Origin of the sequence: Citrobacter sp. Cb004, assembly GCF_030337065.1 — a bacterium.
Taxonomy (GTDB): Bacteria; Pseudomonadota; Gammaproteobacteria; order Enterobacterales; family Enterobacteriaceae; genus Citrobacter; species Citrobacter braakii.
In genome coordinates, this window is record NZ_JAOWCH010000068.1 from 46,840 (window position 1) to 70,874 (window position 24,035).

The 24,035-nt window shown below is 51.2% G+C and carries 23 protein-coding genes; 13 read left to right on the forward strand and 10 right to left on the reverse strand.

What is annotated here, in order from left to right; genetic code table 11:
• Nucleotides 1-187: 187 nt before the first annotated feature.
• The 5 genes from sapA to sapF are packed head-to-tail and all read left to right on the forward strand — an operon-like array spanning nt 188 to nt 5,470.
• Nucleotides 188-1,831, forward strand: coding sequence for an ABC transporter substrate-binding protein SapA (gene sapA / locus OGV65_RS20125; protein WP_016153232.1), 1,644 nt, complete (start codon nt 188-190; stop codon nt 1,829-1,831).
• Nucleotides 1,828-2,793, forward strand: a complete 966-nt coding sequence (gene sapB / locus OGV65_RS20130; protein WP_286455369.1) for a peptide ABC transporter permease SapB — start codon at nt 1,828-1,830, stop codon at nt 2,791-2,793. Before sapA ends, sapB begins: the two co-directional genes overlap by 4 nt.
• Nucleotides 2,780-3,670: a peptide ABC transporter permease SapC gene (gene sapC / locus OGV65_RS20135; protein ID WP_191221095.1), complete on the forward strand. Its 891-nt coding sequence runs from the start codon at nt 2,780-2,782 to the stop codon at nt 3,668-3,670. The genes sapB and sapC overlap by 14 nt, the downstream gene beginning before the upstream one ends.
• On the forward strand, nt 3,670-4,662 hold the full coding sequence (sapD, locus tag OGV65_RS20140) for a peptide ABC transporter ATP-binding protein SapD (protein WP_016153234.1): 993 nt from the start codon (nt 3,670-3,672) through the stop codon (nt 4,660-4,662). Before sapC ends, sapD begins: the two co-directional genes overlap by 1 nt.
• Before the next feature lies 1 nt (nt 4,663).
• Nucleotides 4,664-5,470, forward strand: coding sequence for a peptide ABC transporter ATP-binding protein SapF (gene sapF, locus OGV65_RS20145; RefSeq protein WP_016153235.1), 807 nt, complete (start codon nt 4,664-4,666; stop codon nt 5,468-5,470).
• A gap of 38 nt (nt 5,471-5,508) precedes the next feature.
• Here the strand turns inward: sapF and OGV65_RS20150 are convergent, their stop codons facing one another.
• Nucleotides 5,509-6,198: an EAL domain-containing protein gene (locus OGV65_RS20150; RefSeq protein WP_047500365.1), complete on the reverse strand. Its 690-nt coding sequence runs from the start codon at nt 6,196-6,198 to the stop codon at nt 5,509-5,511.
• 441 nt (nt 6,199-6,639) lie between these two features.
• Here OGV65_RS20150 and fabI point away from each other — a divergent pair, with 441 nt between their 5' ends.
• From fabI to osmB, 7 genes are all read left to right on the forward strand, one after another.
• A complete protein-coding gene (gene fabI, locus OGV65_RS20155; RefSeq protein WP_016156642.1) occupies nt 6,640-7,428 on the forward strand; it encodes an enoyl-ACP reductase FabI in 789 nt (262 codons plus the stop codon).
• A gap of 199 nt (nt 7,429-7,627) precedes the next feature.
• Complete coding sequence (locus OGV65_RS20160; protein WP_286455370.1) at nt 7,628-8,773, forward strand: carboxymuconolactone decarboxylase family protein; 1,146 nt, start codon at nt 7,628-7,630, stop codon at nt 8,771-8,773.
• 89 nt (nt 8,774-8,862) lie between these two features.
• Complete coding sequence (locus tag OGV65_RS20165) at nt 8,863-10,797, forward strand: exoribonuclease II (RefSeq protein WP_016156644.1); 1,935 nt, start codon at nt 8,863-8,865, stop codon at nt 10,795-10,797.
• A gap of 265 nt (nt 10,798-11,062) precedes the next feature.
• Nucleotides 11,063-13,054, forward strand: a complete 1,992-nt coding sequence (gene pdeR, locus OGV65_RS20170; RefSeq protein WP_286455379.1) for a cyclic di-GMP phosphodiesterase — start codon at nt 11,063-11,065, stop codon at nt 13,052-13,054.
• A 182-nt stretch (nt 13,055-13,236) separates the two neighbouring features.
• The gene (locus OGV65_RS20175) at nt 13,237-13,419 is read left to right on the forward strand and encodes a YciZ family protein (RefSeq protein WP_016153241.1); all 183 of its coding nucleotides are present in this window, start codon (nt 13,237-13,239) and stop codon (nt 13,417-13,419) included.
• 95 nt (nt 13,420-13,514) lie between these two features.
• A complete protein-coding gene (gene yciT, locus OGV65_RS20180; protein ID WP_016153242.1) occupies nt 13,515-14,267 on the forward strand; it encodes a DNA-binding transcriptional regulator YciT in 753 nt (250 codons plus the stop codon).
• Between the two features lie 268 nt (nt 14,268-14,535).
• Entirely contained in the window at nt 14,536-14,754 is a 219-nt protein-coding gene (gene osmB / locus OGV65_RS20185; protein ID WP_003020583.1) for an osmotically-inducible lipoprotein OsmB, read from the forward strand.
• 90 nt (nt 14,755-14,844) lie between these two features.
• Here the strand turns inward: osmB and yciH are convergent, their stop codons facing one another.
• The 5 genes from yciH to pgpB form a co-directional block, all read right to left on the reverse strand.
• The gene (gene yciH / locus OGV65_RS20190) at nt 14,845-15,171 is read right to left on the reverse strand and encodes a stress response translation initiation inhibitor YciH (RefSeq protein WP_200107733.1); all 327 of its coding nucleotides are present in this window, start codon (nt 15,169-15,171) and stop codon (nt 14,845-14,847) included.
• Nucleotides 15,172-15,909: an orotidine-5'-phosphate decarboxylase gene (gene pyrF / locus OGV65_RS20195; protein WP_049282555.1), complete on the reverse strand. Its 738-nt coding sequence runs from the start codon at nt 15,907-15,909 to the stop codon at nt 15,172-15,174. It lies immediately after the preceding gene.
• 189 nt (nt 15,910-16,098) lie between these two features.
• Nucleotides 16,099-17,268, reverse strand: a complete 1,170-nt coding sequence (gene lapB, locus OGV65_RS20200; protein ID WP_047417273.1) for a lipopolysaccharide assembly protein LapB — start codon at nt 17,266-17,268, stop codon at nt 16,099-16,101.
• Nucleotides 17,269-17,274: 6 nt separating this feature from the next.
• Entirely contained in the window at nt 17,275-17,583 is a 309-nt protein-coding gene (locus OGV65_RS20205) for a LapA family protein (RefSeq protein WP_006684318.1), read from the reverse strand.
• Between the two features lie 149 nt (nt 17,584-17,732).
• Nucleotides 17,733-18,497, reverse strand: a complete 765-nt coding sequence (gene pgpB / locus OGV65_RS20210; RefSeq protein ID WP_046275276.1) for a phosphatidylglycerophosphatase B — start codon at nt 18,495-18,497, stop codon at nt 17,733-17,735.
• 202 nt (nt 18,498-18,699) lie between these two features.
• On the opposite strand from pgpB, the gene ribA reads away from it, so the two are divergent.
• Nucleotides 18,700-19,287 (forward strand): GTP cyclohydrolase II, encoded by a 588-nt coding sequence (ribA, locus tag OGV65_RS20215; protein WP_286455371.1) that lies wholly within the window; start codon nt 18,700-18,702, stop codon nt 19,285-19,287.
• 53 nt (nt 19,288-19,340) lie between these two features.
• On the opposite strand, the gene acnA is transcribed toward ribA, so the two are convergent.
• The 4 genes from acnA to cysB all read right to left on the reverse strand — a co-directional run bounded on the left by acnA (nt 19,341) and on the right by cysB (nt 23,887).
• Nucleotides 19,341-22,016: an aconitate hydratase AcnA gene (gene acnA, locus OGV65_RS20220; RefSeq protein WP_286455372.1), complete on the reverse strand. Its 2,676-nt coding sequence runs from the start codon at nt 22,014-22,016 to the stop codon at nt 19,341-19,343.
• Between the two features lie 267 nt (nt 22,017-22,283).
• Complete coding sequence (locus OGV65_RS20225) at nt 22,284-22,454, reverse strand: YciX family protein (RefSeq protein ID WP_016156649.1); 171 nt, start codon at nt 22,452-22,454, stop codon at nt 22,284-22,286.
• Nucleotides 22,455-22,457: 3 nt separating this feature from the next.
• Nucleotides 22,458-22,619 carry a YmiA family putative membrane protein gene (locus OGV65_RS20230; protein WP_465251200.1) on the reverse strand — a complete coding sequence of 54 codons (162 nt, stop codon included), beginning with the start codon at nt 22,617-22,619 and terminating at the stop codon, nt 22,458-22,460.
• Nucleotides 22,620-22,912: 293 nt separating this feature from the next.
• Nucleotides 22,913-23,887 (reverse strand): HTH-type transcriptional regulator CysB, encoded by a 975-nt coding sequence (cysB, locus tag OGV65_RS20235; RefSeq protein WP_016153251.1) that lies wholly within the window; start codon nt 23,885-23,887, stop codon nt 22,913-22,915.
• Nucleotides 23,888-24,035: the final 148 nt, after the last annotated feature.

Genomic DNA, 24,035 nt, shown 5'->3' on the forward strand with positions numbered 1-24,035 from the left:
AGATGGGTCATGAAAATGCTAAGATAGTTAACAGAGTAAATTCAAAGTGGATAGCGGGTATGAAGGGTGACCCTGTCGCGATGTTGAATTCGCGGTTATCACCTTACGGCCCCCAAACACAAACGGTAATGGCAAATGTCATTAAATATTAGTAAGATAGCCTCTTTATTTATAATCCTTTAAAATTATGCGCCTGGTTTTATCATCTCTGATCGTGATGGCTGGATTTCTGAGTGGTCAGGCTGCTGCCGCGCCTGAACAGGCTTCGCATGCTGATATTCGTGACAGCGGCTTTGTCTATTGCGTTAGCGGGCAGGTCAATACGTTCAACCCGCAAAAAGCGAGCAGCGGTCTTATCGTCGACACCCTGGCAGCCCAGCTGTATGACCGACTGCTCGATGTCGATCCGTACACCTATCGACTGGTGCCTGAGCTGGCTGAAAGCTGGGAGGTGCTGGATAACGGCGCAACCTACCGCTTCCATCTGCGTCGTGACGTCCAGTTTCAGAAGACGGCCTGGTTCACCCCCACCCGCAAACTGAATGCAGACGACGTGGTGTTTACCTTCGAGCGCATCTTTGATCGCCAGCATCCGTGGCACAATGTAAACGGTAGCAGTTTCCCCTACTTCGACAGCCTACAGTTCGCCGATAACGTCCAAAGCGTACGCAAGCTGGACAACAACACCGTTGAGTTCCGCTTAACTCAGCCCGACGCCTCCTTCATGTGGCACCTCGCCACGCATTATGCCTCCGTGATGTCAGCAGAATATGCGGCTAAATTGGCAAAACAGGATCGTCAGGAGCTGCTCGACAGACAACCCGTCGGCACCGGACCGTACCAGCTTTCGGAGAATCGCGCAGGGCAATATGTTCGACTGCAGCGCCATGAAAAATTCTGGCGTGGTACTCCTCTGATGCCGCAGGTGGTTGTGGACCTCGGCTCTGGCGGCACCGGACGTCTATCAAAACTCCTGACCGGTGAGTGTGATGTTCTGGCCTGGCCTGCCGCCAGTCAGCTCAGCATTTTGCGTGATGACCCGCGCCTGCGTCTGACCCTGCGCCCGGGGATGAACATCGCCTATCTGGCATTCAACACCAATAAACCACCGATGGATAATCCCGCCGTGCGGCATGCGCTGGCGCTGGCCATCAATAACCAACGGCTGATGCAGTCCATCTACTACGGGACGGCGGAAACCGCAGCATCTATTTTGCCTCGCGCCTCGTGGGCTTATGACAACGAAGCTAAAATTACAGAGTACAATCCGGCAAAATCGCGCGAGCAGTTAAAAGCACTGGGGCTGGAGAACCTGACATTACAGCTTTGGGTACCCACCAGTTCTCAGGCCTGGAACCCCAGTCCACTGAAAACCGCCGAGCTGATTCAGGCTGACATGGCTCAGGTGGGTGTGAAAGTTAAAATCATTCCGGTAGAAGGTCGTTTTCAGGAGGCGCGATTAATGGATATGAACCATGATCTAACGTTATCCGGTTGGGCGACGGACAGTAACGATCCTGACAGTTTTTTCCGACCGTTGCTAAGCTGCGCCGCCATCAACTCGCAGACTAACTTCGCACACTGGTGTAATCCGGAATTTGACAGTGTTCTGCGCAAAGCCCTCTCTTCGCAGCAACTCTCATCGCGAATTGATGCCTATGACGAAGCGCAAAATATTCTCGCGAAAGAGTTACCGATCCTGCCGCTGGCCTCTTCACTGCGTCTACAGGCTTATCGTTACGATATCAAAGGACTGGTGTTGAGTCCGTTCGGCAATGCATCTTTTGCCGGGGTTTCCAGGGAAAAGAAAGATGAGGTGAAAAAGCCATGATTATCTTCACCCTGCGTCGTTTTTTATTGCTGCTGGTCACCCTCTTCTTCCTGACCTTTATTGGATTCAGCCTGAGCTACTTCACGCCTCATGCGCCGTTACAGGGCGCATCGCTGTGGAACGCCTGGGTATTCTGGTTCAATGGCCTCATTCACTGGGATTTTGGTGTATCCAGTATTAACGGTCAGTTGATTTCAGAACAGTTGAAGGAGGTGTTACCGGCGACGATGGAACTGTGCATTCTGGCCTTTGGTTTTGCGCTGATGGTTGGGATCCCCGTTGGTATGCTGGCAGGCATCACGCGGAACAAATGGCAGGACCGCTGCATCAGCGCCTTAGCGTTGATGGGCTTTTCCATTCCGGTTTTTTGGCTGGCGCTGTTGCTGACGTTGCTCTTCTCACTGACTCTCGGCTGGCTTCCCGTTTCGGGACGCTTTGATCTTCTCTATGAAGTGAAGCCCGTTACCGGATTTGCCATTATTGATGCGTGGATCTCCGACTCGCCCTGGCGCGATGAAATGCTGGTCAGCGCAATCCGTCACATGGTGCTTCCGGTGTTGACGCTTTCCGTCGCCCCTACCACGGAAGTTATTCGCCTGATGCGAATCAGCACCATTGAGGTCTTTGATCAAAACTATGTTAAAGCGGCCGCCACGCGCGGTCTGTCACGCTTAACCATTCTGCGCCGTCACGTTCTGCACAACGCCCTTCCTCCGGTGATCCCGCGTCTGGGCTTACAGTTTTCCACCATGCTGACGCTGGCGATGATCACCGAGATGGTCTTTAGCTGGCCAGGTCTTGGCCGTTGGCTGATTAACGCAATTCGCCAGCAGGATTACGCGGCAATTTCGGCGGGCGTCATGGTGATTGGCTCACTGGTTATCATCGTTAACGTCATCTCTGATATTTTGGGTGCTATGGCTAACCCTCTGAAACATAAGGAATGGTATGCCTTACGATAGCGTCTACAGCGAAAAGCGTCCGCCGGGTACGCTGCGCACCGCATGGCGCAATTTTTACGGCGATGCGACTGCGATGATCGGCCTGTATGGCTGCGCAGGATTGGCGATTCTGTGTATTTTTGGTGGTTGGTTTGCCCCTTATGGCATCGACCAGCAATTTCTCGGCTATCAGCTTTTACCGCCGTCATGGTCGCGCTATGGCGAAGTCTCATTTTTCCTCGGAACTGACGATCTCGGGCGTGACGTGCTAAGTCGCCTGCTCAGCGGCGCGGCCCCAACCGTTGGCGGCGCGTTTGTCGTCACCCTCGCCGCCACACTATGTGGCCTGTTCCTGGGCGTGGTTGCCGGCGCAACGCACGGTTTGCGCTCCGCGGTGCTGAACCACATTCTGGACACCCTGCTCTCGATCCCTTCGCTGCTGTTGGCGATTATTGTGGTGGCCTTTGCCGGACCGCATCTGACACACGCGATGTTTGCCGTCTGGCTGGCGCTGCTGCCGCGCATGGTACGCTCCGTCTACAGCATGGTGCATGACGAGCTGGAAAAAGAGTACGTTATCGCCGCTCGCCTGGACGGCGCAACCACGCTCAATATCCTGTGGTTCGCCGTTCTGCCCAATATTACCGCCGGACTTATCACTGAAATCACCCGTGCGCTGTCGATGGCGATTCTGGACATCGCCGCGCTGGGTTTTCTCGACCTTGGCGCACAGTTGCCGTCACCAGAATGGGGAGCCATGCTTGGCGACGCGCTCGAGCTGATTTATGTCGCACCGTGGACGGTTATGCTGCCAGGTGCGGCGATTATGATAAGCGTGCTGCTGGTTAACCTGCTGGGTGATGGCGTGCGCCGGGCAATTATTGCGGGGGTGGAATAATGCCATTACTGGATATCCGCAACCTGACCATTGAATTCAGAACCGGCGACGACTGGGTGAAGGCGGTTGATCGCGTCAGCATGACCCTCAATGAAGGTGAAATCCGCGGACTGGTTGGCGAGTCTGGATCGGGCAAGAGCCTGATCGCCAAGGCCATTTGCGGCGTCGCTAAAGATAACTGGCGCGTAACCGCAGACCGCATGCGCTTTGATGATATCGATCTGTTGCGCCTTTCCGCGCGTGAACGACGCAAGCTGGTCGGCCATAACGTTTCCATGATCTTTCAGGAACCGCAATCGTGTCTCGATCCGTCTGAGCGCATTGGACGACAACTGATGCAAAATATTCCGGCATGGACTTATAAAGGCCGCTGGTGGCAGCGTATCGGCTGGCGTAAACGCCGCGCGATTGAACTCCTGCACCGCGTCGGGATAAAAGATCATAAAGATGCGATGCGCAGCTTCCCGTATGAACTGACCGACGGCGAATGCCAGAAGGTGATGATCGCAATCGCCCTGGCTAATCAGCCGCGTTTACTGATTGCCGACGAACCAACGAACGCGATGGAGCCAACCACTCAGGCGCAAATTTTCCGCCTGCTGACCCGGCTGAACCAAAACAGCAATACCACCATTTTGTTGATCAGCCATGACCTGCAAATGCTCAGCCAGTGGGCTGACAAAATTAACGTGATGTACTGTGGGCAAACGGTGGAAACTGCGCCCAGTAAAGAGTTGGTGACTATTCCGCATCATCCTTATACCCAAGCGTTGATTCGCGCCATTCCTGATTTTGGTAGCGCAATGCCGCACAAAAGCCGCCTGAATACCATGCCAGGAGCCATTCCATTGCTGGAACAATTACCTATCGGCTGTCGTCTGGGGCCGCGCTGCCCTTATGCTCAGCGCGAATGTATCGAAACCCCAAGACTGACCGGAGCAAAGAATCATCTCTACGCCTGTCATTTCCCACTGAACATGGAGAGAGAGTGAGATGGTAGAAACCCTGCTCGAAGTTCGTAATCTGAGCAAAACCTTTCGCTACCGGACGGGCTTATTCCGCCGTCAGACAGTTGAGGCCGTTAAGCCGCTGAGCTTTACCCTGCGCGAGCGTCAGACGCTCGCCGTCATAGGTGAAAATGGTTCCGGTAAATCTACGCTGGCGAAGATGCTGGCCGGTATGATTGAGCCCACCAGCGGTGAGCTGCTGATTGACGATCACCCGTTAAAATATGGTGATTATTCATTCCGTAGTCAGCGTATCCGTATGATTTTCCAGGATCCGTCAACGTCGCTTAACCCACGGCAACGTATTTCGCAGATCCTCGATTTTCCGCTACGTCTGAACACCGACCTCGAGCCTGAACAGCGCCGCAAACAGATCATCGAGACCATGCGCATGGTCGGTCTGTTGCCTGACCATGTGAGTTATTACCCGCATATGCTGGCTCCGGGACAAAAACAGCGTCTGGGCCTTGCCCGAGCGCTCATTTTGCGACCCAAAGTCATTATCGCCGACGAAGCCCTCGCCTCTCTGGACATGTCGATGCGTTCGCAGCTCATCAATCTGATGCTGGAATTACAGGAAAAACAGGGGATTTCATATATCTATGTGACTCAGCACATCGGCATGATGAAGCACATCAGCGATCAGGTATTAGTCATGCACCAGGGTGAAGTGGTTGAACGCGGCAGTACAGCAGATGTTTTGGCCTCGCCGTTGCATGAGCTGACCCGTCGCCTGATCGCCGGTCATTTCGGCGAAGCGCTTACCGCTGACGCGTGGCGAAAAGATCGCTAGCAGATGCAGCCCTCCTCAACCGGAGGGCAATTTTGCAATCAGTGACAAACATTTGGTAAGAGCAGTGTATCAACCTCGCTAAACGCGACCGAAGGGAAAAGGGATCCCTGCATCACCCAAACACCAGCCGCGCCTACTTCGTCGATAAGCTGTTTGGTTTCCACGCCCTCCACCGCAATGCGGTCGCAATATTCGCGGATGTTTTTAATTAGCACCGGGAACATCGGTTTTTCAGCCTGATCCAGGAAAAAACCACGATCCAACTTCACAACATCAAAACGACCGCAAACCAGCGGACTGGCCCCAATGCTGCCGGAGCCCAGATCGCCCAGCCATAATGCGTTTGGACCGTCGCAAAGTGAATTAATCAGCAGATTATTCAGACATACGGTATTCGTCAGAAAACGCTCTGAAAGTTCCAGGGCGACAAAAGGCATGGCATGTAGCGCCGATTTGACGCTCGGGTCGCCAATTGCCAGCAGCGCCATTTCATCAATGAGGTTCAGAGTACAGAAAAGGTTGTGGCTCTCAAACCAATTACGCTTTTCGGCAATTAATCGAATTTGCTCGAGCATGAAATTACGTTTTTGTTCGCTATTCCACGCTGAAATGATGAACTCTGGATGTATCGGCGAAACCGTATCTGAAGCAAACCGGACGCTCATCTCAACACCCAGTAACGTATCAGTTGTGTCTCTCATCGGTTCCGCGATGAAATGATAGTGCATAAGACCACTCCAATTGATCATAACTTCCTGATAATGCACTTTTAATCACAATCAATCAATAATAACGATCAATGTGTCAATATTGATCGATAAAAACAATATATCATAACGAACTGAATACGGTCATATTTTTTGTTTTAAGAAAGTTCTTACATTGCTATGTTTTAAAACATAAGCTAGCAGTTAATAATACCATTGAGATGCCTTTAAAGCCTTGTATTTTCTCCTTCCTCCCGCGCTTCGCAGAATGAATGAGACTTAACCAGGAAAAGTGTTATAACCCTCATGTGTAATGAAAAGTGATTATCAGTAAGGGATGATAACTATTCTACAAGGCACAAAGAGTGGGATATAATTGCTGCCCCATTTCGAAACACCTTCAAATTGTGATCATAACTCATTGATTGCTAAAAATAAGCAATGACCATAAGGATTAAAGCTATGGGTTTTCTTTCCGGTAAGCGCATTCTGGTAACGGGTCTTGCCAGCAAACTGTCCATCGCCTGGGGTATCGCTCAGGCCATGCATCGCGAAGGGGCTGAACTGGCGTTCACCTACCAGAATGACAAACTAAAAGGCCGCGTCGAAGAATTTGCAGCTCAACTGGGTTCCAGCATCGTACTGCAGTGTGATGTGGCGGAAGACGCCAGCATTGATGCACTGTTTACCGAACTAGGCAAAGCCTGGCCGAAATTCGACGGTTTCGTGCACTCCATTGGTTTCGCGCCCGCAGACCAACTGGATGGCGACTATGTGAATGCAGTCACCCGCGAAGGCTTCAAAATTGCTCATGACATCAGTGCTTACAGCTTTGTGGCGATGGCAAAAGCCTGCCGTTCCATGCTGAACCCAGGCTCGGCGCTGCTGACGCTATCCTATCTGGGCGCAGAACGCGCCATCCCTAACTACAACGTGATGGGCCTGGCAAAAGCCTCACTGGAAGCGAACGTCCGCTATATGGCTAATGCGATGGGTCCTGAAGGGGTGCGTGTGAACGCTATTTCTGCCGGTCCAATCCGTACACTCGCCGCTTCCGGCATTAAAGATTTCCGTAAAATGCTGGCGCATTGTGAAGCGGTTACGCCGATTCGCCGCACTGTAACCATTGAAGATGTGGGTAACTCCGCAGCATTTTTGTGCTCCGATCTTGCTGCCGGCATCTCGGGTGAAGTCGTTCACGTCGATGGTGGCTTCAGTATCGCGGCAATGAACGAGCTGGAACTGAAATAATCGTAAGTCTTCTATGGGCGGTCTTGCACCGCCCATGACTCTCCTCTGCCTGCCGCCATATATGCTTTTCTGATATTTATTATCACGGAACAATCTTTCATCCCCTCTTCTGCTTACGTCAGGATATTGCAGCGCAAACGATCCGGCGTAGTAGTAGACGACGTGTCCGGGTCGCCACTTTTTAGACCAAGGACCGCCCATGGAACAACGCCGAATTGAAGGCAAAAGCCACTGGTATCATGAGACGCAATCCAGCAAGCATCCACAAGATATTCTGCCGCTGGTGCCGGAAGCTGCTCATGTCGACGACTGCTTTTTACTGGATCTGGCGATACCTGATGACGCCCTTTTGCCTTTTCAATCCTGGTTAACCCCTGCCCGTAAACTTGCCCAGGTTCTCTTCCCGGTTCACGTAAAACTGAATCAGATGCACACATTCAGCGCCTATGAACGGATGAGTACGGCGCTTACCGTCGCTCAGGTGTATGGCGTCCAGCGATTGTGCAATCACTATGCCGCGCGGTTAACACCGCTTCCTGGACCTGACTCGTCACGGGAAAGTAACCATCGGCTGGCGCAAATCACCCAATATGCTCGCCAACTTGCCAGCTCTCCTGACGTGATAGGCGCACGCGATCGCCAGCATCTGGATGCGGTCGGGCTGACCACCAGCGATAGTATTTTGATGAATCAAATCATCGGCTTCGTCGGTTTTCAGGCCCGGACCGTGGCTCTGTTTCAGGCCTGGTTTGGACATCCGGTGCGCCGAATACCGGGGCTGGATATACAGCAATTCGCTCACGCTTCGCCATTTAGTGCAACAAACGCTACCTGGCACGCTGCGCCATTCCCAATCGAAAAATATCCTGCTCAGGACGAGACGACGGCCAGACATTTTCCCGCTGAACTGCAAGCGTTGGTGCCATTACTGATTCATTCACCGGTCATTTTAGATTTATTCACGACACTGATTTCCAGTACCCGGCGCAGCGCAGTACCGGCGCAGGCATTTTCACTGGCGGCGCTAATGACCTCACGGATTAACGGCAGCGTGGCCTGCTTTAATGAACAGGCACATACAGCCAATGAATTAGCCAACGTTATCGCCCTGCTTCGCCAGGAGGAACGTGAATTACAGCGTTGGGAACAGCGACATCCGGTTGAGCGCGTCACCCTGCAGGCGGTACAATGGCTAACCCGAGCGCCCGACCGTTTTAGCGCCGCGCTGTTAACCCCTTTGTTCGATCAGGGCATCTCTTCTGAACAAGCGATTAACCTGCTGGCCTGGAGCGGATTGTGCGGATGGTTGAATCGCTTGAAAATCGCGCTGGGCGAGACTTATTAACCGATCCACTTACTGAAAGAGCGCTTGCCGCAACTGAGAGAATCGCGTAAAACTGTCAGCCGCTCTTTTAGCCACGAAAATAGACAATTATGCTTCAGGACAACCCGCTGCTAGCGCAGCTTAAACAGCAACTGCATTCCCAGACGCCACGTGCTGAAGGGGTGGTAAAAGCCACGGAAAAAGGCTTTGGCTTCCTGGAAGTCGATGCACAAAAAAGCTATTTCATTCCACCGCCGCAGATGAAAAAAGTGATGCATGGCGACCGCATTGTTGCGGTTATCCATACAGAAAAAGATCGTGAATCTGCCGAGCCGGAAGAACTGATCGAACCCTTCCTGACGCGCTTCGTGGGTAAAGTTCAGGGCAAAAATGATCGTCTGTCCATTGTGCCGGATCATCCGTTACTGAAAGAAGCGATCCCTTGCCGTGCCGCCCGCGGCGTTGAGCACGACTTTAAAGAAGGTGACTGGGCCGTCGCTGAAATGCGCCGCCACCCGCTGAAAGGCGATCGCACCTTCTATGCTGAGTTAACCCAATTTATCACTTTTGCTGATGACCACTTTGTCCCGTGGTGGGTCACGCTGGCACGCCATAATCTCGAAAAAGAAGCGCCGGACGGTGTGGCAACTGAGATGCTGGATGAAGGTCTGGTTCGTCAGGACTTAACCGCCCTCAACTTTGTCACCATCGACAGCGCCAGCACCGAAGATATGGACGATGCGCTGTATGCTGAAGATCTGGCCGACGGCAAACTACAATTAACTGTCGCCATTGCCGACCCTACGGCCTGGATTGCAGAAGGCAGCAAGCTGGATAAAACGGCAAAAATTCGCGCGTTTACTAACTATCTGCCGGGGTTCAATATCCCGATGCTACCACGCGAACTGTCTGACGATCTGTGCTCTTTACGCGCGAACGAAGTGCGTCCGGTTCTGGCTTGTCGTATGACCATCACCGCGGATGGCGCGATTGAAGACAACATCACCTTCTTCGCAGCGACGATTGAGTCGAAAGCGAAGCTGGTCTACGACAACGTCTCCGACTGGCTGGAAGGTGCCGGTGACTGGCAGCCTGCAAACGACGCGATTGCTGAACAAATCCGTCTGCTACACCGTATTTGCCTGAGCCGCGGTGAATGGCGTCATAACCATGCTCTGGTATTTAAAGATCGCCCGGATTACCGTTTTGTTCTTGGTGAAAAAGGTGAAGTCCTGGACATCGTCGCTGAGCCGCGCCGCATCGCAAACCGTATCGTGGAAGAATCCATGATTGCGGCAAACATTTGCGCCGCCCGCGTGCTTCGCGACAAGCTGGGCTTCGGGATTTATAACGTCCATATGGGATTCGACCCGGCCAACGCCGACGCTCTGGCCGCGCTGCTAAAAACCCATGGTATGCACGTTGATGCCGAGGAAGTCCTGACGCTGGAAGGTTTCTGCAAACTGCGCCGCGAGCTGGATGCGCAGCCTTCTGGTTTCCTCGACAGCCGAATTCGCCGTTTCCAGTCTTACGCTGAAATCAGTATCGAGCCAGGGCCGCACTTTGGGCTGGGTCTGGAGGCTTATGCCACCTGGACCTCTCCTATTCGTAAATATGGCGATATGATTAACCACCGCCTGCTTAAGGCCGTCATCAAAGGTGAAACCATCGCCCGCCCTGGGGATGATACCACGGTGCAAATGGCGGAACGTCGTCGCCTGAACCGAATGGCTGAGCGTGATGTGGGCGACTGGTTATACGCCCGTTTCCTGAGTGACAAAGCCGGGACCGATACCCGCTTTGCGGCCGAGATAATTGACGTCAGCCGCGGCGGTATGCGCGTACGTTTAGTTGATAATGGCGCAGTCGCATTTATTCCTGCCCCATTCCTACACGCCGTTCGGGACGAGCTGGTATGCAGCCAGGAAAGCGGCACGGTGCAAATTAAAGGTGAAGTGGTTTACAAAGTCACGGATGTGATTGACGTAACCATCGCCGAAGTTCGCATGGAAACCCGCAGCGTTATCGCGCGTCCAGCCGCGTAACACGTATCAATCCAACGACCTTTCTCATTTTGTGAAAGGTCGTTTCTTTTTCCCGCCCAAATTCCCACCACCGCACTACACTTCTTTCATTCGGTCAATTTTATTTTTTTACTTTTTTCAGTTCCGCTGGCTTTGCTTTTTACGGATTCTGGATTAAACATAAATATATAAAAAAAACAATACGTTCAGCCATAATCACCACGAATGAATCATGGCTACCCATACTTTTGAGGCTCTATGCGCTTTAAACGGGATAGTACACATGATGAAAGACGTCCGGGAGCTGGTTACGTTGTATAGCTATGTGGGCACTCATAACCCCTACTGGCGTTTGTCAGAGGATTGCAACATCCTGCATTTCTCTATCGACGAAGCGTCAGAAGCTGATCAGACCATCGAATTATTACCTGAACAAGCCGATCGCATTCGCGAGATGACGGTGATCACGTCAAGTCTGCTAATGACGTTGCTCATTGAAGATGACGACATTCCCGTGCATCTGGTCGGTCGAAAAATCAATAAGCGCGAATGGGCCGGTAGCGCATCAGCCTGGGATGACACCCCCTCCGTCGCCCGCGATCTGGCCCACGGCCTCTCTTTTGCCGAACAAGTCGTTTCCGAAGCCAATTCCGTTATTGTCATTCTTGACCGCATGGGCAACATTCAGCGGTTTAACCGCCTGTGCGAAGAGTACACCGGCCTCAAAGAACGTGAAGTCATTGGTCAAAGTGTATTCACATTATTTATGAGTCGTCGTGAAGCGGCAGCTTCACGGCGCAATATTGAGGTCTTTTTTCGCGAAGGTAACTCGTATGAGGTTGAACGCTGGGTCAAGACCTGCAAAGGCCAGCGTCTGTTTCTGTTTCGCAATAAATTTGTGCATAACGGTAGCGGCAAGAACGAAATTTTTCTGATCTGTTCCGGGACCGATATCACTGAAGAACGCCGCGCGCAGGAACGACTGCGGGTGTTGGCGAATACCGACTCCATCACTGGATTACCAAACCGCAACGCAATTCATGAACTGATCAGTAATGCGATTGAGAACGCGGGCGATACGCAGGTCGGTATTGCGTACCTCGATCTGGATAACTTCAAAAAGGTAAACGATGCCTACGGGCATATGTTTGGCGATCAGCTACTACAAAGCGTGTCGCTGGCAATCCTCAGTTGCCTCGAAGACAACCAGATCCTGGCGCGGTTTGGCGGCGATGAATTCATTGTTCTTGCCACCGAAACATCCCAGGGCACACTGGAAGCCACCGCATCACGCATTCTGACGCGCCTGCGCCAGCCCTTTCGCATCGGTCTGATTGAAGTCTATACCGGATGCTCTATTGGTATATCCCTCGCACCTCAGCATGGCCAGGACTGCGAGAGCGTCATTCGTAACGCGGATACAGCCATGTACACCGCGAAAGAAGGCGGCCGTGGGCAGTTTTGTGTTTTTTCTCCGGAAATGAATCAGCGGGTATTTGAATATCTGTGGCTGGATACTAATCTGCGTAAGGCGCTGGATAACGATCAACTGGTTATCCATTATCAGCCAAAGATAACCTGGCGCGGTGAAGTGCGCAGCCTGGAGGCGCTGGTTCGCTGGCAATCTCCGGAACGCGGCCTCATTCCACCGCTGGAGTTTATCTCTTACGCCGAAGAATCGGGGCTCATCGTCCCGCTGGGGCGTTGGGTTATTCTCGACGTTGTGCGCCAGGTCGCGAAATGGCGCGACAAGGGAATAAACCTGCGCGTGGCGGTAAACGTTTCTGCCCGCCAGCTCGCCGACCAGACGCTTTTTACCGCACTTAAGCAGGTACTTCACGAGCTCAACTTTGAGTATTGCCCCATCGATGTTGAATTAACGGAAAGCAGTTTGATAGAAAATGAGCAACTGGCGTTGTCAGTCATTCAGCAGTTTAGCCAGTTAGGAGCGCAAATCCATTTGGATGATTTTGGTACCGGTTATTCGTCGCTGTCTCAACTGGCCCGCTTCCCGCTAGATGCCATTAAACTGGATCAGACCTTTGTCAGAGAGATCCACAAACAACCCATTTCACAATCGCTGGTACGGGCCATAGTTGCGGTAGCACAGGCGCTCAACCTGCAGGTCATCGCCGAAGGCGTGGAAAGCGCGAAAGAGGATGCGTTTCTGACCAAAAATGGCGTCAATGAGCGTCAGGGGTTTTTATTCGCCAAACCAATGCCAGCAGCCGCATTTGAACGTTGGTATCGCCGCCATCTGAGTAAAAAAATGCGCTAATGCAGAGAGAATGAAGGTGATAAATAGCCATAAATGGACATTACTTGACGACGCTATCCGCATGTAATCACAGAATATATAATATTCTTCAATCGTTCAGGTTAATACTATTTTTCCCTTCTCTTTTGCCATGAAATTCTGCATCATGAAATTCAAACTCTATTGCCATTAGGATGACGACCATGTCTGATATCGACGCTCAGCGTCTGGCCGAACGTATTGATACCGTGCTGGATATCCTCGTTGCAGGTGATTACCACTCAGCCATCCACAATCTTGAAATTTTGAAAGCTGAACTGTTAAACACGGTCAAAGAAGATGCCGAATCTTTGGCGAAAAAGCAGAAGGCGCCATGGGAGATCTGATGACAGTGATCTTTTGATGTCGCTGCTATCAGCAAACTGCAGATAATGCAGTTTCCGTTTAATTTCCGATACGATATCGCAATAAAATTAATACTATGAATTCCCGACAACAATCTATTTTGCAGATGGTGACCGATAAAGGTCAGATGAGCGTCGCCGATCTGGCAAAAGTCACCGGTGTCTCCGAAGTGACGATTCGACAGGATCTGAACACGCTGGAAAAACAGAGTTACTTACGCCGAGCCCACGGTTTTGCTGTTTCATTGAACAGCGATGATGTTGAAACGCGCATGATGACCAATTTCACTCTGAAACGTGAACTGGCTGAATTCGCTGCATCTCTGGTCAGTCCAGGCGAATCCGTATTCATTGAGAATGGCAGCAGCAATGCACTTCTGGCCAGAACGCTGGCAGAGCAAAAAGATGTCACCATCATCACCGTGAGCAGCTACATTGCTCATCTGCTCAAAGAAACGCCCTGTGAAGTGATACTTCTCGGTGGAATTTACCAGAAAAAAAGTGAGAGCATGGTCGGCCCCTTAACTCGCCAGTTTATCCAGCAGGTACACTTCAGTAAGGCCTTTATCGGCATTGACGGCTGGCAGGCTGATACCGGTTTTACCGGACGCGATATGATGCGTTCTGACGTGGTTAACGCGGTGCTGGAAAAAGGCGCAGAAGTTATTGTGTTGACCGACAGCTCAAAATTCGACGCCATTCACCCTTACACGCTGGGTCCATTAGAGCGATTCAGCCGCGTAGTAACGGACTCCAGACTCAGCGCCAGCGTACAAATGCAGCTCGAACATTCAGGATTAATCGTCAATATCATTGATGCCCACGCATAAAATCTTCAGTAGATGGTTTGTCAGCAGACAAATCATCTGCTCTCTGAGAGTTATCTGACAATCCAATTAAGACTTTTTACCTGTCGTTAACAGGATAAAGTCGTAAAATTAATGTTAGCGATATAACAGGAACGAACCTCCAACTTCAGGATAGTGTTTGTAATGACTTCGCTAAACGGTTTCACGGAAATATCTTCGATAGTCTTAATTTGACGCTATCCTTAAAGAACACTGGATTCCGTGAATCAATAATTCAGGAGAAAGTATTATGTTAGTAACGAGCAAAAAAATGACCGCTGCCATTCTGGCGATTACTCTGGCAATGTCGCTGAGTGCCTGCTCTAACTGGTCCAAACGAGATCGTAACACCGCAATCGGTGCTGGTGCAGGTGCAATAGGTGGTGCAGTCCTGACTGACGGCAGCACGCTGGGTACGCTGGGTGGTGCTGCAGTAGGTGGTATTATTGGCCACCAGGTGGGTAAATAATCTACGGTTAAACGGCTCGATATAATAATACGTTTACTTTTTCAGGTCTGTATTATTAAAAAGCCACGGAAATTTTCCGTGGCTTTTTTATTAACCGCCAGCCAGTTTAACTTTCATTCCTTTAGCTTCCAGCAGCGATTTAATCAGGTCGCGTTTATCCCCCTGAATTTCAATCACGCCATCTTTCACTGCTCCACCGCAACCACACTTTTTCTTCAGTTCTGCGGCTAATTTGGTCAGTTCAGCATCGTCTTGATCAATACCGGTAATCAGGCACACGCCCTTCCCTTTGCGACCACTGGTCTGGCGCTGGATACGAACAACGCCATCGCCTCTTGGACGCTCAGGCGCTGTTTTCGGTTCATCAATACGCCCGGAGTCGGTTGAGTAGACCAGACGAGAGTTTGAGTCGTTCATTTACGCACCTCGTTTCAGGGAAGCATTGATCATCTTCAGCGTCTGCGCGGGATCGGCCGACTGGGTGACCGGACGACCAATCACCATGTAATCCACACCTGCTAACTGCGCCTGTTCCGGTGTCATAATACGACGCTGATCGCCCGCCTCGCTGCCTTCTGGACGAATCCCCGGCGTCACCAGCTTAAATGCCTGGCCCAACGCCTGCTTGAATCGCACCGCTTCCTGAGCTGAGCATACGACACCGTCCAGACCACAATTCTGGGTTAAGCGCGCCAGTCTTTCAGCATAATCTGCAGGTGACAACGTCACGCCGAGATCGGCGAGGTCGCTGGCTTCCATACTGGTCAGAACCGTCACGGCAATCAGTAGCGGCGCGTCCTGGCCAAAAGGCACTAAGGCTTCACGGGCTGCAGTCATCATACGCGCCCCGCCAGAAGCGTGAACGTTAACCATCCAGACACCAAGTTCGGCAGCAGCGGCAACTGCATGTGCGGTGGTATTGGGAATATCATGAAATTTCAAATCAAGAAAGATGTCAAAACCACGCTGTTGTAGATCGCGAACCAACTGAGGTCCAAAAAGCGTGAACATCTCTTTGCCCACTTTCAAACGGCAATCACGAGGATCAATTCTGTCGACAAAAGCTAATGCTTTATCACGATTAGAATAATCGAGAGCGACAACGACAGGAGAATCGGTAACAGCACGAGAAGAAGATGAAGCAGTAAACGTCATGACCAGACCTTCTTGAGGATGGGCGCCCACGGCGGCGCGAAATGGGTAAACGGCGTGCATTCTACCTGCGGTAATAGAAAATTAACAGGCGCGATTACATTTCTGCCAGGCGAACCGGCAGCGGAGGTTGTGGATGGATCGATTACACACCAACAGTATGTTGTAACTAAAATGAGGTTTTTTTAAAAATTACAGCCCATCAAGTCCGCGAATGGGCTTAATGGTTGACCATGAACGGCAGGATGGACAGTGCCAGTACAGCGTATACGCCGTAAAACCGCACTTCTGGCAGCTGTAACGCGGTTTACTACGTACCTGCTCTCCGACCATATCGCGCAGAACCATCAGGCTCTCTTTGGCACGCCCTTCTTCGGCTTCGTGGAGATGATAATCCATCAGCTTGTGGAACACGCGCATCGTAGGATGACGTTGCAGCTGACGAGTGATATAGACCTGAGCGGTATCAGCCCCCTCACGCGCCTCAAGAATATCCGCCAGCATCAGTTCGGCGGCGGCACCAGTATTTTCCTCGACGGCCCGACGTAAAAACTCCGCCCACTCATCGTTTTTCCCCAGATGCTGGTAGCAGCTTTGCAGCATTTCCAGCGTTTCGCTGACCAGCTCTTTGTCCTGGGAAATGACCCGTTGCAGGCTTTCAACCGCCTTCGCGTAATCACCTTTTTCCATGTACACGCGACCCATCATGATGGATACCCGTGCACTGTTTTTGTCTGCCGCCGCGCCTTTTTTCAACAGCGTCATGGCGCGATCCATATCGTCGCTACCCATTTGCTGTAAGGCCAGTTCGCAGTAAAAGTGGGCTATCTCATTACGCTGCTTGTCTTTGCCGAGTTTCACCAGACGCTCTGCTACATCAATGGCTTTTTGCCATTCGCTGGTGGCCTGATAAATTTGCAACAGTTGCTGTAATGCGCCAACCCGAAAATCAGTTTCATCGGTAAGCTGATTGAACATGTCTTCCGCGCGGTCATACAGTCCCGCGGCCATGTAGTCGCGCCCCAGCTGTTGCACGGCCAGCAAACGCTGCTCGTAGGTCAGCGAGGCACTTTCCATTAACGTTTGATGGATGCGGATTGCGCGATCGACTTCACCGCGAGAGCGGAACAGGTTTCCGAGGGTGAGATGAGCCTCAACGGTGCCTGTGTCCTCTTTTAGCATATCAAGGAACAGATCCACCGCTTTATCTTGTTGGTTGCTCAGGAGGAAGTTAACCCCGGCGACATAGTCACGAGAAAGACGGTTAGCTTCATCCTGCTTGGTTTGTTGCGCACTTCTGCGACCCATATACCACCCATAGGCAGCGGCTACAGGTAAAAGCAGAAACAACAACTCCAACATAAATAATTATTCCTTCACAACCGACGAATCGGCAGATACCGCAACGTCGGTCGCAGGCGCAAGCTGGTTTTCCAGTCGTTTGATTTTACGTTCGGCGCGCGCAAGAGACACACGAACCTTCAGCCAGAAAAGGCCGCAAATTAGCCAACCAATCGCAAACCCTGCGGCAAACAATACAGCAAGCAGCGTAGAGATACGATACTCACCCTGAGCCAGCAGGTAATTAAACGTAACCTGTTGATCGTTTTGCGCACCCAATGTCACCGAAATAACAAAAATCGCCAACACCAGTAAGAAAATGAGTAAATATTTCACATTACTTCCCGTTATGTGGTTTGAGCGAATAAATCGTGTCCAACTTACCGCGTTGAGCCCTTTAAATTACCATTTTCACAACGAGTGCGAAACGGAAAAGCGCTTTCCACTTTATGATTTAAGGGCAAAATTTGAAAAATCAATCATCGCTAGCTTTCTTGTTCTCGCTGCGCGATTTCTTTTTCCTCCTGCACTGGTGGGGTTAATGGTCCGCATACCCGCTGTGCAAGCCAGGTTGCCAGCGTCACCAACAGCCACGAAATCAGCGTTGCCACCACCAAATCACGGGGCCAGTGCATGCCTAACAGCAAGCGGCTGCCCATCACGCCGGTCGCCCAGATCAGCAAAAACACAATCGTCAGCGTACGTCTGCGCGGCCATAACAGCCCTACGCCCAGTAAAGCCCAACTGGCGGCAAACATCGTATGTCCGGACGGAAAGGCAAACCCCGTTTCTTTTTGCCAGTGCTTGCGTAAAAACGTTGGAATATCCTGCTGTTCGGCCAATTGTTCTTTGACTAAATGCCCACGATCTTTACGTTTTAAAGTGTAGAACTCATCAACCGGAATATGGTGCGTTTTTTCCAGCCACACGACAAAAGGTCGCGGTTCTTGCACCCTGTCTTTTACCCAGGACTTCACGCCCTGTCCCACTAAAATCGCCGCTGCCAGAATAGCAAACAGCATTACCGCGGCTTTAAGTCGAAAACGCAAGCACCACAGAAACCATGCACAAAGCGCAACGTGAGTGATAATTCCCCACGGCTGCGTCACCGTTTCCGTTACCCAGTACAAGGACTTTAACCACCAGACATTGTGCCCCGGCTGCCAGCTCCAGCCTGATACCCATACGGCAACCGGCATGATAAGTAGCAGTCCGGTACCCACTGCGGTGCGCTTTGCAATAGACAGCATTGCCTCTCCTTTCGTCGATAAGTATCACAATCATAACTGAAAAATTCACACGTCGGGAAAATTGACAATTTTGTGCCATTCCAAAAGCGAATCCGTGGTCGCGATTAGGTGAACGTCGTTGCCTTATGGCAAAATAGTGTAATACAGAACAGAAGCCGACAGGCGAAGGCACGACGAGTGCCAGCATAATCTGGAGAATTACATGCAGCTTAAACGTGTGGCAGAAGCCAAACTGCCAACCCCCTGGGGTGATTTCCTGATGGTGGGATTTGAAGAACTGGCAACCGGACACGATCATGTCGCACTGGTTTTTGGCGATATCACAGGCCAAACACCTGTCCTGGCGCGCGTCCACTCCGAATGTCTGACTGGCGATGCGCTGTTTAGCCTGCGTTGCGATTGCGGTTTCCAGCTCGAAGCGGCCCTCACCCACATTGCAGAAGAAGGGCGTGGTATTCTGCTTTATCACCGTCAGGAAGGACGCAACATTGGCCTGCTCAACAAAATCCGCGCTTACGCGTTGCAGGACCAGGGTTATGATACCGTTGAAGCGAATCATCAGTTGGGATTTGCGGCAGACGAGCGCGATTTCACGCTGTGTGCCGATATGTTCAAGCTGCTGGGCGTGGATGCGGTACGTTTGCTGACCAATAACCCGAAGAAAGTTGAAATCCTGACCGAAGCGGGAATCAATATTGTTGAGCGCGTGCCGCTGATCGTGGGCCGTAATCCAAAAAATGAACATTATCTGGACACCAAAGCCGCCAAGATGGGACATTTGCTGGGCTAATAATCGTTGTCGCCGCCTATCAAAAAGCCTGCTCTCGCAGGCTTTTTTTAATTTTAATTCAACATATTACGAATCACGTAGTGCAGAATGCCGTCGTTTTGGTAATACGTTAGCTCCGTCGCGGTATCAATGCGACAGCGGCATAGAATCACCTCTTTACGCCCATCTGCGCGGACCATACTCACCGGAACTGTCGCCCCCGGTTTAATATTTTGTAGGTCCGTAATATCGATCGCCTCCTCACCGGATAATCCCAGCGTTTTACGCGTGACGCCCTGCGGGAATTCCAGCGGTAAAATGCCCATGCCAATCAGGTTAGAACGGTGAATTCGCTCAAAAGACTCTGCGATAACCACGCGTACCCCCAGCAAACGTGGGCCTTTCGCCGCCCAGTCGCGGCTGGATCCGGATCCATATTCTTTCCCGGCAATCACCGCCAGAGGCACGTTCTCCTGCTGGTATTGCATGGCCGCATCATAAATAGCCACCACTTCGGTTCCCGGCAAATGACGCGTCATGCCACCTTCCACGCCAGGTACCATCTCATTGCGAATACGAATATTGGCAAAGGTACCACGCATCATCACTTCATGATTCCCGCGTCGTGAACCGTAGGAGTTAAAATCTTTACGCTCAACGCCATGGCCTTGCAGATAACGCCCCGCCGGGCTGTCTGGCTTAATACTGCCGGCAGGAGAAATATGGTCGGTGGTAACAGAATCTCCGAGCATCGCCAGAATACGCGCACCGTGAATGTCCTGAACCGGATCCGGCGTAGCCTGCATACCATCGAAGAACGGTGACAAACGGATATAGGTCGAGTCAGATTGCCAGCCATAGGTATCAGCGCGATCAACCTGGATTGCTTTCCATTCTGGCGTGCCTTCAAAGACTTCAGCATACTCTTTATGGAACATGGCGGTAGAGACCTGCTCAACGGCGCGGGCAATTTCCTTGGCTGTCGGCCAAATATCTTTCAGATAAACGGGATCGCCTTTTCTGTCATGGCCTAACGGATCTTTCGTCAGATTGATATTCATATTCCCCGCCAGCGCGTAGGCCACCACCAGCGGCGGAGACGCCAGCCAGTTGGTCTTCACGAGCGGATGGATACGACCTTCAAAGTTACGGTTTCCAGAAAGCACTGCCCCAACCGTAAGATCGCCTTTTTTGATAGCTGTTTCGATAGGATCGGGTAAGGGTCCAGAGTTGCCAATACAGGTGGTACAGCCATAACCCACAAGATTAAATCCCAGCTCATCAAGGTACGGAGTGAACCCAGCCTTTGCCAGATAATCGGAAACCACCTTCGATCCTGGCGCCAACGAGGCTTTCACCCATGGCTGGCGTTTCAAACCAAGCGTTACGGCTTTTTTCGCCAGCAGCCCCGCCGCCATCAATACGCTTGGGTTTGAGGTGTTGGTACAAGAGGTGATAGCGGCTATCACCACCGCGCCGTCCGGCAGCTTATACTGCTGACCGCTCATGGTATAGTCCACTGGCTGACGGTCTTTCAGCGAGCTATTCACCTCGAGTTCATTACTCGCCGAAAAAGCTTTCGGCACATCAGCCAGCGCCACCCGATCCTGCGGACGCTTCGGTCCAGCAAGGCTTGCCTCTACGCTGCCCATATCCAGCGCCAACGAACTGGTAAACACAGGTTCATCCCCTGGGTTACGCCACATTCCCTGCGCTTTGGCATAGGCATTGACCAACTCAACCTGTTCCTCACTGCGCCCGCTCAGACGCATATACTCAAGGGTAATGTCATCGATCGGGAAGAAACCGCAGGTTGCACCGTATTCCGGTGCCATGTTCGCAATGGTTGCTCGATCGGCCAGAGGTAAGGTGTCCAGCCCATCACCGTAGAATTCAACGAATTTACCGACTACACCGTGCTTACGCAGCATCTGGGTGACGGTCAGAACCAGGTCGGTGGCGGTGATGCCTTCCCGCAGTTTACCCACCAGTTTAAAGCCCACAACATCCGGGATCAGCATTGAGACCGGTTGACCCAGCATTGCCGCTTCAGCTTCAATGCCTCCAACGCCCCAGCCCAGCACACCGAGACCATTAATCATCGTGGTATGGGAATCGGTACCGACCAGTGTATCGGGATAAGCCACCCACTCACCGTCCTGTAACTCGCTCCAGACAGCTTTGCCAAGATATTCAAGGTTAACCTGGTGGCAAATCCCCGTACCCGGCGGTACAACGCTGAAGCGACTAAATGCCTGCTGTCCCCATTTCAGGAACACATAACGTTCATGGTTACGTTCCATTTCCAGGCGCACGTTTTCTTCGAAAGCATCATCATCACCGAAACGATCCACCGTTACCGAGTGGTCAATGACAAGATCCACTGGCGAAAGCGGATTCACTTTTGCCGTATCCCCACCCAGACGTTTCACCGCTTCGCGCATGGCGGCGAGATCGACCACCGCCGGCACGCCGGTAAAATCCTGCATCAGAACACGAGCAGGTCGATAGGCAATTTCTCGATCGGCATGAGCGGTCTTCAGCCAATGCGCAAGCGCATGAATATCATCTTCGGTAACGGAATTACCGTCCTGCCAGCGAAGCAGGTTTTCCAGCAAAACTTTTAGCGATTTCGGTAAACGGGTGATATCACCCAGTGATTTAGCGGCCAGCGGCAGACTGTAGTAACGGTAGGTTTTATCTTTAACCTGCAATGTGTCCTTACTGGCTTCTCGTAGGGTCGACGACATAGCTCCTCCTTAATGACAGGGTTGGATCCCCTGATTTTCCTCAGGGTTAGTATTAAAGATAACACAAACAAAATGTAACGCTTTGATAACAACTCAAATTGATAAAAGTGGAGGGCTACAAAAGGGGCAACTGAAGTATCTGGCGAGGAGAAAGGTTTAAGCGGTCAAGGTTAATACGGTGATAAGCATCGCTCATCACGATTGCCCGGAATAAAATATTTGCAGTACAAGACAACGGACTAATAATAATTATAAAATTCGTATCAATTATTGTTTCTGTTCATCATCATCCGCAAACAGATCGATAAACGCCCGTTGTTCAGGAGAGAGTTTCCAGGTCGCTGGAATATTCGGCTTATTCTCTGCGCTGCGTTGACCCTCTTGTTCATGGTCATCCGGAGATGGCATCACGGTGGAGCGTTGTTCCAGTGTGGACATGACCTACCCCCACACATTCCAGGCCACGAGCGCGACAATAATCCAGAACACGGCAGAGCCAAGAAACACAGCGAACCAGGCTTTACGTTTCATGACGGGATCCCGGCGTGCTGGCTGGTTTCCTGAAGGCATCGCTAACCTCATACTATCGAAATCACTTATCATTTAAGCACCAAACAATCGGTACAATTAATCATCAGATAGGAGGAATCCTAATAAAAAAGGTCAAAAAAAGCCAGTTAATTTTCATACTCGACCTGATAAATAAATTAATTATTTGATCGGTTATAAATATTTGAGAGGGATTTTTGGCGACCTTACTAATTTGAAACTACTTTAGCAAGTGTTTACCATAAACAATATATGGTTAATATATAGATGAAAAATATTGAATAGATTCAGACTCTGCCGTCGGTATCGCTTTATGTTTGAGGATACCGACGAGGTAACAGCCGTTATTATTTCTCAGGCAATTTAATATCTTTAAACATGGCTTCAATATCGTCATTGGAACGCAGCGCCACCGCCGTATCCACCACATCACGCGTCAGATGCGGCGCGAAACGTTGAATAAAATCATACATGTAACTGCGTAAAAAAGTGCTGCGACGAAAACCAATCTTGGTGGTGCTATGGCTGAAGATATCATGGGCATCAACGCGCACCAGGTCAGGGTCGGAGACAGGATCAACCGCCATACTGGCAATTACCCCCACGCCGAGGCCCAGGCGTACATAGGTCTTAATGACATCGGCATCGGTCGCGGTAAAAACTATACGCGGCTCCAGACCCGCACGGTTGAACGCGGTGTCCAGTTCCGAACGCCCGGTAAATCCGAACGTGTAGGTCACCAGCGGATACTGCGCCAGTTCTTCAATGGACACGGCGGATTTGCCCGCCAACGGATGGTCCGGCGTAACGACAATCGAGCGGTTCCAGTGGTAGCAAGGCAGCATCACCAGATCGTCATACAGGTGCAGGGCTTCCGTCGCGATAGCAAAATCTGCATTCCCTTTCGAGACGGCTTCGGCGATTTGCGTCGGCGATCCCTGGTGCATATGCAATGAGACGCGAGGATAACGCTCAATAAAGCCTTTAATGACGTTCGGCAAAGCGTAACGCGCCTGAGTGTGCGTGGTGGCGATATACAGTGAGCCTTTGTCCGGCCAGGTATGTTCGCCAGCAACGGACTTAATGGCGTCCACCTTCGACAAAACTTCTCGCGCGATTCGAATGACTTCCTGCCCCGCTGGCGTAACCTGGGTCAGGTGCTTACCGCTACGGGCAAAAATCTGGATGCCAAGTTCATCTTCCAGCATACGAACTTGCTTACTGATACCTGGCTGCGAGGTATAAAGCCCTTCCGCCGTTGAGGAGACATTAAGGTTGTGGTTCACCACCTCAACAATGTAGCGAAGCTGCTGTAATTTCATGTTAAGCCATCCCGATTTGCGCCATCAAATCATCGTTTCAGAGCAGGCTCGTTGGCGCTGCTAATACGATTTAATAATAAAAAGTGTGTTAACTATAACCACTATATCATTTCTATGTGAGCTGTATAGGGATGACAAAAAATAATAC

What these genes read in the sequence shown, in the direction of transcription:
- sapA (WP_016153232.1), top strand. Translation starts at nt 188, where the DNA reads ATGCGCCTGGTTTTATCATCTCTGATCGTGATGGCTGGATTTCTGAGT.
- sapB (WP_286455369.1), top strand. Translation starts at nt 1,828, where the DNA reads ATGATTATCTTCACCCTGCGTCGTTTTTTATTGCTGCTGGTCACCCTC.
- sapC (WP_191221095.1), top strand. Translation starts at nt 2,780, where the DNA reads ATGCCTTACGATAGCGTCTACAGCGAAAAGCGTCCGCCGGGTACGCTG.
- sapD (WP_016153234.1), top strand. Translation starts at nt 3,670, where the DNA reads ATGCCATTACTGGATATCCGCAACCTGACCATTGAATTCAGAACCGGC.
- sapF (WP_016153235.1), top strand. Translation starts at nt 4,664, where the DNA reads ATGGTAGAAACCCTGCTCGAAGTTCGTAATCTGAGCAAAACCTTTCGC.
- OGV65_RS20150 (WP_047500365.1), bottom strand. Translation starts at nt 6,198, where the DNA reads ATGCACTATCATTTCATCGCGGAACCGATGAGAGACACAACTGATACG.
- fabI (WP_016156642.1), top strand. Translation starts at nt 6,640, where the DNA reads ATGGGTTTTCTTTCCGGTAAGCGCATTCTGGTAACGGGTCTTGCCAGC.
- OGV65_RS20160 (WP_286455370.1), top strand. Translation starts at nt 7,628, where the DNA reads ATGGAACAACGCCGAATTGAAGGCAAAAGCCACTGGTATCATGAGACG.
- OGV65_RS20165 (WP_016156644.1), top strand. Translation starts at nt 8,863, where the DNA reads ATGCTTCAGGACAACCCGCTGCTAGCGCAGCTTAAACAGCAACTGCAT.
- pdeR (WP_286455379.1), top strand. Translation starts at nt 11,063, where the DNA reads ATGAAAGACGTCCGGGAGCTGGTTACGTTGTATAGCTATGTGGGCACT.
- OGV65_RS20175 (WP_016153241.1), top strand. Translation starts at nt 13,237, where the DNA reads ATGTCTGATATCGACGCTCAGCGTCTGGCCGAACGTATTGATACCGTG.
- yciT (WP_016153242.1), top strand. Translation starts at nt 13,515, where the DNA reads ATGAATTCCCGACAACAATCTATTTTGCAGATGGTGACCGATAAAGGT.
- osmB (WP_003020583.1), top strand. Translation starts at nt 14,536, where the DNA reads ATGTTAGTAACGAGCAAAAAAATGACCGCTGCCATTCTGGCGATTACT.
- yciH (WP_200107733.1), bottom strand. Translation starts at nt 15,171, where the DNA reads ATGAACGACTCAAACTCTCGTCTGGTCTACTCAACCGACTCCGGGCGT.
- pyrF (WP_049282555.1), bottom strand. Translation starts at nt 15,909, where the DNA reads ATGACGTTTACTGCTTCATCTTCTTCTCGTGCTGTTACCGATTCTCCT.
- lapB (WP_047417273.1), bottom strand. Translation starts at nt 17,268, where the DNA reads ATGTTGGAGTTGTTGTTTCTGCTTTTACCTGTAGCCGCTGCCTATGGG.
- pgpB (WP_046275276.1), bottom strand. Translation starts at nt 18,497, where the DNA reads ATGCTGTCTATTGCAAAGCGCACCGCAGTGGGTACCGGACTGCTACTT.
- ribA (WP_286455371.1), top strand. Translation starts at nt 18,700, where the DNA reads ATGCAGCTTAAACGTGTGGCAGAAGCCAAACTGCCAACCCCCTGGGGT.
- acnA (WP_286455372.1), bottom strand. Translation starts at nt 22,016, where the DNA reads ATGTCGTCGACCCTACGAGAAGCCAGTAAGGACACATTGCAGGTTAAA.
- OGV65_RS20225 (WP_016156649.1), bottom strand. Translation starts at nt 22,454, where the DNA reads ATGTCCACACTGGAACAACGCTCCACCGTGATGCCATCTCCGGATGAC.
- OGV65_RS20230 (WP_465251200.1), bottom strand. Translation starts at nt 22,619, where the DNA reads ATGATAAGTGATTTCGATAGTATGAGGTTAGCGATGCCTTCAGGAAAC.
- cysB (WP_016153251.1), bottom strand. Translation starts at nt 23,887, where the DNA reads ATGAAATTACAGCAGCTTCGCTACATTGTTGAGGTGGTGAACCACAAC.